General features: G+C 62.2%; 5 protein-coding genes. 1 reads left to right on the forward strand and 4 read right to left on the reverse strand.

Going from position 1 to position 5,500, the window contains the following annotated elements; translation table 11 throughout:
- The 4 genes from FJ398_25635 to FJ398_25650 form a co-directional block, all read right to left on the reverse strand.
- Positions 1–272, reverse strand: a 272-nt coding sequence (locus FJ398_25635; GenBank protein MBM3841273.1) for an FAD-dependent oxidoreductase, incomplete at its 3' end; no start/stop codon positions are given.
- Complete coding sequence (locus FJ398_25640) at positions 269–1,744, reverse strand: aldehyde dehydrogenase family protein (GenBank protein MBM3841274.1); 1,476 nt, start codon at positions 1,742–1,744, stop codon at positions 269–271. The genes FJ398_25635 and FJ398_25640, both read right to left, overlap by 4 nt.
- A gap of 41 nt (positions 1,745–1,785) precedes the next feature.
- Positions 1,786–3,381, reverse strand: a complete 1,596-nt coding sequence (gene crtI, locus FJ398_25645) for a phytoene desaturase (protein MBM3841275.1) — start codon at positions 3,379–3,381, stop codon at positions 1,786–1,788.
- Positions 3,382–3,680: 299 nt separating this feature from the next.
- Positions 3,681–4,175, reverse strand: coding sequence for a fasciclin domain-containing protein (locus FJ398_25650; protein MBM3841276.1), 495 nt, complete (start codon positions 4,173–4,175; stop codon positions 3,681–3,683).
- Between the two features lie 364 nt (positions 4,176–4,539).
- On the opposite strand from FJ398_25650, the gene FJ398_25655 reads away from it, so the two are divergent.
- Positions 4,540–5,484, forward strand: coding sequence for a MerR family transcriptional regulator (locus FJ398_25655; protein MBM3841277.1), 945 nt, complete (start codon positions 4,540–4,542; stop codon positions 5,482–5,484).
- Positions 5,485–5,500 lie beyond the last annotated feature (16 nt).

The raw sequence follows: 5,500 nt of genomic DNA on the forward strand, positions 1-5,500 counted from the left end.
TGCGGGTCGAGCCGCACCATGTCGAGGTAATCGTCCATCTTGCGATCCGCTTCGGCGAAGATGCGGCGCAGCACGGACGGAATGGTGACGATGGTGGGTCCCATGTCGAAGCGGAAACCGGCGCCTTCGAGCTGCGCGGCCTTGCCGCCAAGCCATTCGTTGCGTTCGAAGAGGACGACCTTGTAGCCGCGGGCGGCGAGCGTGCAGGCCGACGCGAGTCCGGCGAGTCCGGCGCCGATGACGCCAATGCGTTCTTGAGGGGAGTTTTTCATAGAGTCGATTGTTTGGATTTTTTGCTGCGGCGGGAAAGTGATTGGCAAAGCGCCAGGAGGGCGCGGGCACGTTGACCGAGACTGCGGCCATGCGTCAATCCGAGGTAAGCCTGGAACATCGCTTCGTCCTGGGGATGCGGCGGCTCGAAGGCCGGACGGAATTTGCTCCAGCTGACCGTGATGACTTTGGGCGCGGTCAGTTCAAGCAAGCCCTCCGCGCCGCGCGTCACCCCGAAGCCGCTGCGCTTGCGTCCGCCGAAGGGAACGTGGGCATCGGCGGTGGGAACGATGAGATCGTTGATGCTCACCACGCCCGCGTGGAGGCGCGCGGCGAGTTCACGGGAGGCGGCGTGGTCGCGGGAGAAAACGCTGGCGCCGAGGGCGAATGGGGATTCATTGGCCCGCGTCACGGCTTCGTCGTCGCTGGCCACAGTGGACACGATCAGCACGGGCGCGAACAAATCTTCTCGCAGAAGTCGGCTACCCGGGGTCGCGCCACCCAGCACCACCGGGGCGAGAACGCTGCCATCATTGTGCAGACCGCCCGCAATGAAATGAACGCCGGCAGCCAGCGCTTCCTCAAGCACGGGTCGCACGCTCGCGGAAACGCCCGGCGCGAGGCGAAGAGACAGTTCGATGGGAAAGGCGCGGGCCAGCCGGCCTTCGAGTTCGGTAGCGCTGGAGCGATGGACGAAGACGCGCTTGGGCGCCATGCAGGTCGCGCCAGCATTGAGCGTGAGGCCGAACACAAGGGCTTTTGTCACCAGATCAAGATCCGCATCGGCGCGAATCACGACCGCGTCCGAGCCGCTGAGTTCCATCGTCGCGGGAATGAGATGCGGAGCGAGTTGCTGGAGAATTTTTTCGCCGGTGGCGGCGCTGCCGGTGAAGAGCACCTTGTTTGGCTGCGTGTCGATGGCGGCGCGGGCAACGGCGGCGGATTCGGGAAGCAGCGAGACGAGGTGGGAGTCGAAGCCAGCCCGAACGATGAGTTCGATCAACGCAAGTGGGGCTGCGGTGCCGCCGACCCCGGGCTTGAGCAGGACGGCATTTCCGGCGACGAGTGCCTGAATCATCTGCACGCCGGGCAGGAGCAACGGGTAATTGCCGGGGCCGATGATGAGGACGACACCGAGCGGTTCACGACGAATCTCGCGACGAACGCCGGCAAGCCAGAGCGGCAAAGCGCGCCGGCCCAGACTTCGGGTGGCCAGGACGGATGCCGCATTGCGCTCAAGGAAGCGACAAGCCTCGGCCAGCGGGAGAACTTCGGCGGTGAGCGATTCCAGCGCGGGCCGCTGGCGGGCGGAAGCGGAGGCTTCGGCGAGTTGACTCGCGTTTTCCGAAATCAGGTGGCGCAACTCGCGAATGAGTGACAGTCGTGTTCCGAGCGGTGTGGCGGCCCAGCGGACTTGAGCCACGCGGGCCGCGGAAACTGCGGCAGGAATGGACTCAATCTCCACCCGCGGCAGATTGGCGGAAAGGCGGACTGTGGAGTTGTGGGCCGGGCGGTTCACGATGTGGTCTTGGAATTGAGGCCCGGCATGCTCGCCATCGACGCGAAGACGCCAGCTTTCTCCTGAGGAACCGCCGGGCACTCCGTCGGACGAGCGGAGGTGAGAGGCAAGGCGGGAATGCCAAAGTCTTCGAGCAACAAACGCGAGCTGATGCGCGCGCTTTCAAATATAACCGGGAGGCCGCTGCCCGGATGCGTGCCGCCACCGACGAGATACATGCCGTCGAGATCCTCAAAGCGATTGTGCGGGCGCAGGTGCAGCATCTGGTCGAGCGTGTGCGCGAGGTTGAAGGTGGCGCCGCGATAGATTTCGTAGCGCGAGTCCCAATCCGCCGGCGTGATGACGCGCTCGTAGCGGACGCGCTTCTCGATGTCGCCGTAGCCCGCTTGCGCGATCTTCTCGAACAGGAGTTTGCGGAAGCACGAACGTTCCTTGGTCCAGTCGATGTTCGGATGCTGATGCGACACCGGAGACAGAACGTAGAGCGCGCTGTGACCTTTCGGCGCGAGCGTGGGATCGGTCACGCAGGCGTTCTGAACGTAGAAGCTCGGATCCTCGCTGAGGACATGCTTGTTCTCAATGTCGTCAAGGTTCTTCTCGTATTCGCCCGCGATGTGAATGGTGTGGTGCGGCAGGTCGAACGTGCCTTCGACGCCGAGATACATCATGAAGGTCGAGCAGGAGTATTTTTTCTTCGCCAGCTTCTTGTTCGTCCACTTGCGGCGCAGGTGGTCGGGCACCATGCGCTCCATGGCACGGGCGAAATCAGCGTTGACGACCACGGCGTCGGCGCGATGCGTGCCCTCGCTGGTACGCACGCCCACGGCGCGGCGACCCGAAAACAGGATTTCCTCAACCGGTTCGTTGAGGCAAATCTCCACGCCAAGACGCTGCGCAACGCGCGCCATCGCTTCAGTCACCGCCGCACAGCCGCCGATTGGGTGCCAGACGCCATACTCGTATTCGAGGAAGCTGAGGATGCTGAACAGGCTCGGGCAGCGGAACGGCGACATGCCGAGGTATTTTGACTGGAAGCAAAACGCGAGACGGACGCGTCGATCCTTGAAGAAGCGTTTGAGATACGTCTCGACCGACTGGTGCGGCCGAATCATCGGCAGCATCTTGAGGAGGCGCGGGTTGATGAGATCCTGCCAGCCGAGAAACGGATTCTCGAGGCACGGCTCCATCGCGCGGAGCTTGGCGCGGTTCTCGTCAAGGAAGCGACGGAACCCCGGCGCGTCAGCGGGGCAAAGAGCGGCAATCTGCTTCTCCATTGCGGCGATGTTTGGCGTGCAATCGAGCCGCCCGCCGGCGCCAAACTGGATGCGATATTGCGGATCGAGCCGTTCCATGGGCACCTCGTCCCGCAGGCTGGTGCCGGCGGCGCGGAAGATTTCGTCGAGCACGCGCGGGTAGAGGAAGAACGTCGGGCCGAGATCGAACTTGTAGCCGTCCGCCTCGATGCTCGATGTGCGTCCGCCGATCACGGGGAGACGCTCAATGATTTTCACTTTCACGCCGGCGGAAGCGAGAAGAATGGCCGAGGCGAGCCCGCCCGGGCCGGCGCCGATGATGATGGTTTCTTTCGTCATGCGAAATGAAGTTGAGTCAGGGTTGGAGCGCGGCTGCGTGCTCGGCATGCACCTGACCAGCAGTTTGCCAGCGACCGCTCGATGTAAACAACGGGACTTGCCGATAGCAGGCGGCAGAGGAAATTCTCGTGACCCCCGGGCTCACTCGATACCAGTAAATCCCGGCGCGCGGCGTCTTATGACTGCAGTCCTTGCGAGGCGATCTGCCTTCGAGGGTCGTCGTCATGATGGTTTGGGTAAGTTCCTGGGTTCGTTCGCCGGGGCGGAGAGCCGTGTGCTCTCCGCCCTTGCCGGAGTTTTCAGTTCGGCAGCACCACAGTGTCGATGACGTGGATGACGCCGTTGCTTGCGGTCACGTCGGTTTTAACCACCTTGGCGTTGTCCACGGTCACGGTGCCGTCGGTGACCCTCACGTCGAGCGACTGGCCGTTAACAGTCTTGGCTTTCATCGTCTTGACGTCCGCAGCCATGACTTTGCCCGCCACGACATGGTAGGTCAGGATTGAGACGAGCTTCGCCTTGTTCTCAGGCTTGAGCAGGTCTTCCACCGTGCCCTTGGGCAGCTTGGCGAAGGCTTCGTCTGTCGGCGCGAAGACGGTGAACGGACCGGGGCCTTGGAGCGTCTCGACGAGGCCGGCGGCTTTCACGGCGGCGACCAGGGTGTTGAAGCTGCCGTTGCCAGAGGCGACAGCGACGATGTCATAGGCCTTTTCGTTGCGTTCAGCGTGAGCGACACCCAGGAGGCTGGACGCAGCGACGATTGCGGTGAGGGTGAGAATGCGGATGGTATTCATGGTTCGTATGGGATCTGTTGTTGTTTGCTTTTGTGTGAACCCGGACGACCACCGCGAGGCGAGTCGGCTTGGCGAACCGGCATTCGATGAGCCGGCTCTGGGCGATTTTCGCGTTGTCATTCCAATGTTCACGTTTCGTTTTCATATTCAGCTTGCTGCCAAGCAGCAATGAAGTTGTGGAGAATATGTCTAATATCTGTTAGTGTGTCAATATTTTGTCTCAATTTATTTTCACAGCTCCGGAAAACGCTCGATTTATGCGCTTAAACGACGATTTATCGGCAGTTTTGTGCTTGGATATCGAGTTTTTAGAAATCCTCACTTGCAAAAACGTCGCCGACCTGTCACATTTTTGTCTAGTGTTATGGCTGAAGCCCACCAAGCAATCAAAGTCGTCGCCCGGCGCACGGGATTGAGCGCGCACGTCATCCGAGTCTGGGAGAAACGCTATGGCGCAGTGGAACCCGAGCGCACCGGCACGAACCGCCGGCTTTACTCGGACGAGCAGGTCGAGCGACTCAGCCTGCTCCGAGACATCACGAGGAACGGACACAGCATCGGCAACGTCGCGAAACTGCCGACCGAAAAGCTCCGCGAGTTGGCCATGGAATCCCACGCTGCCAACGGGCACGCGTCGCGCGGTCTCGCCGCGCCTCCAAGCGTCCCGACCTTCCTCGACGAATGTATGGCGGCGGTGAAATCACTCGACGCTCGCGCGCTTGACGAAACATTGAAACGGGCCGCGACCGAATTAGGTGCGCAAGGCTTGCTACAACGCGTCGTCGCCCCGCTGGCGCAAACGATCGGCGACTTGTGGCGCGACGGCACCATCACCGCCGCCCATGAACATTTTGCCAGCGCCGTTATCCGCATTTTTCTTGGCCATGCCGCGAGGCCGTTCGCCGGAACGGACAGCGCCCCGGTGATCGTCGTGGCCACGCCATCCGGACAAATTCACGAGCTCGGCGCGCTGCTCGCCGGAGCCGCCGCGGCGAATCTGGGCTGGCACGTCACCTATCTCGGCGCCAGTTTACCGGCCGCCGAAATCGCCGGGGCGGTTCGCCAGAATCGCGCCCGGGCCGTTGCCTTGAGCCTGGTCTATCCCGATGACGACCCGCGGTTGGAAGGCGAATTGACGCGGCTGCACGAATCGCTGCCGCCGGAAGTCATGCTCCTCGTCGGCGGCCGCGCCATGCCGGCCTACCACGACGTTCTCGCAAAAATCGGCGCGACCCAAGTGAAAGACTTGGCGGAGCTGTGTTCAAAGCTGGACGAGCTGCGCAAACCCGCAAAGAAACTGAAACGATGAAGCCCGTCTTCTCCCG

This window comes from Verrucomicrobiota bacterium (assembly GCA_016871535.1).
Taxonomy (GTDB): domain Bacteria; phylum Verrucomicrobiota; class Verrucomicrobiia; order Limisphaerales; family SIBE01; genus VHCZ01.

Bases quoted from the DNA above. Each gene is read 5' to 3' on its own strand.
- FJ398_25655 (MBM3841277.1), top strand. From the start codon at position 4,540: ATGGCTGAAGCCCACCAAGCAATCAAAGTCGTCGCCCGGCGCACGGGA.
- FJ398_25650 (MBM3841276.1), bottom strand. From the start codon at position 4,175: ATGAATACCATCCGCATTCTCACCCTCACCGCAATCGTCGCTGCGTCC.
- crtI (MBM3841275.1), bottom strand. From the start codon at position 3,381: ATGACGAAAGAAACCATCATCATCGGCGCCGGCCCGGGCGGGCTCGCC.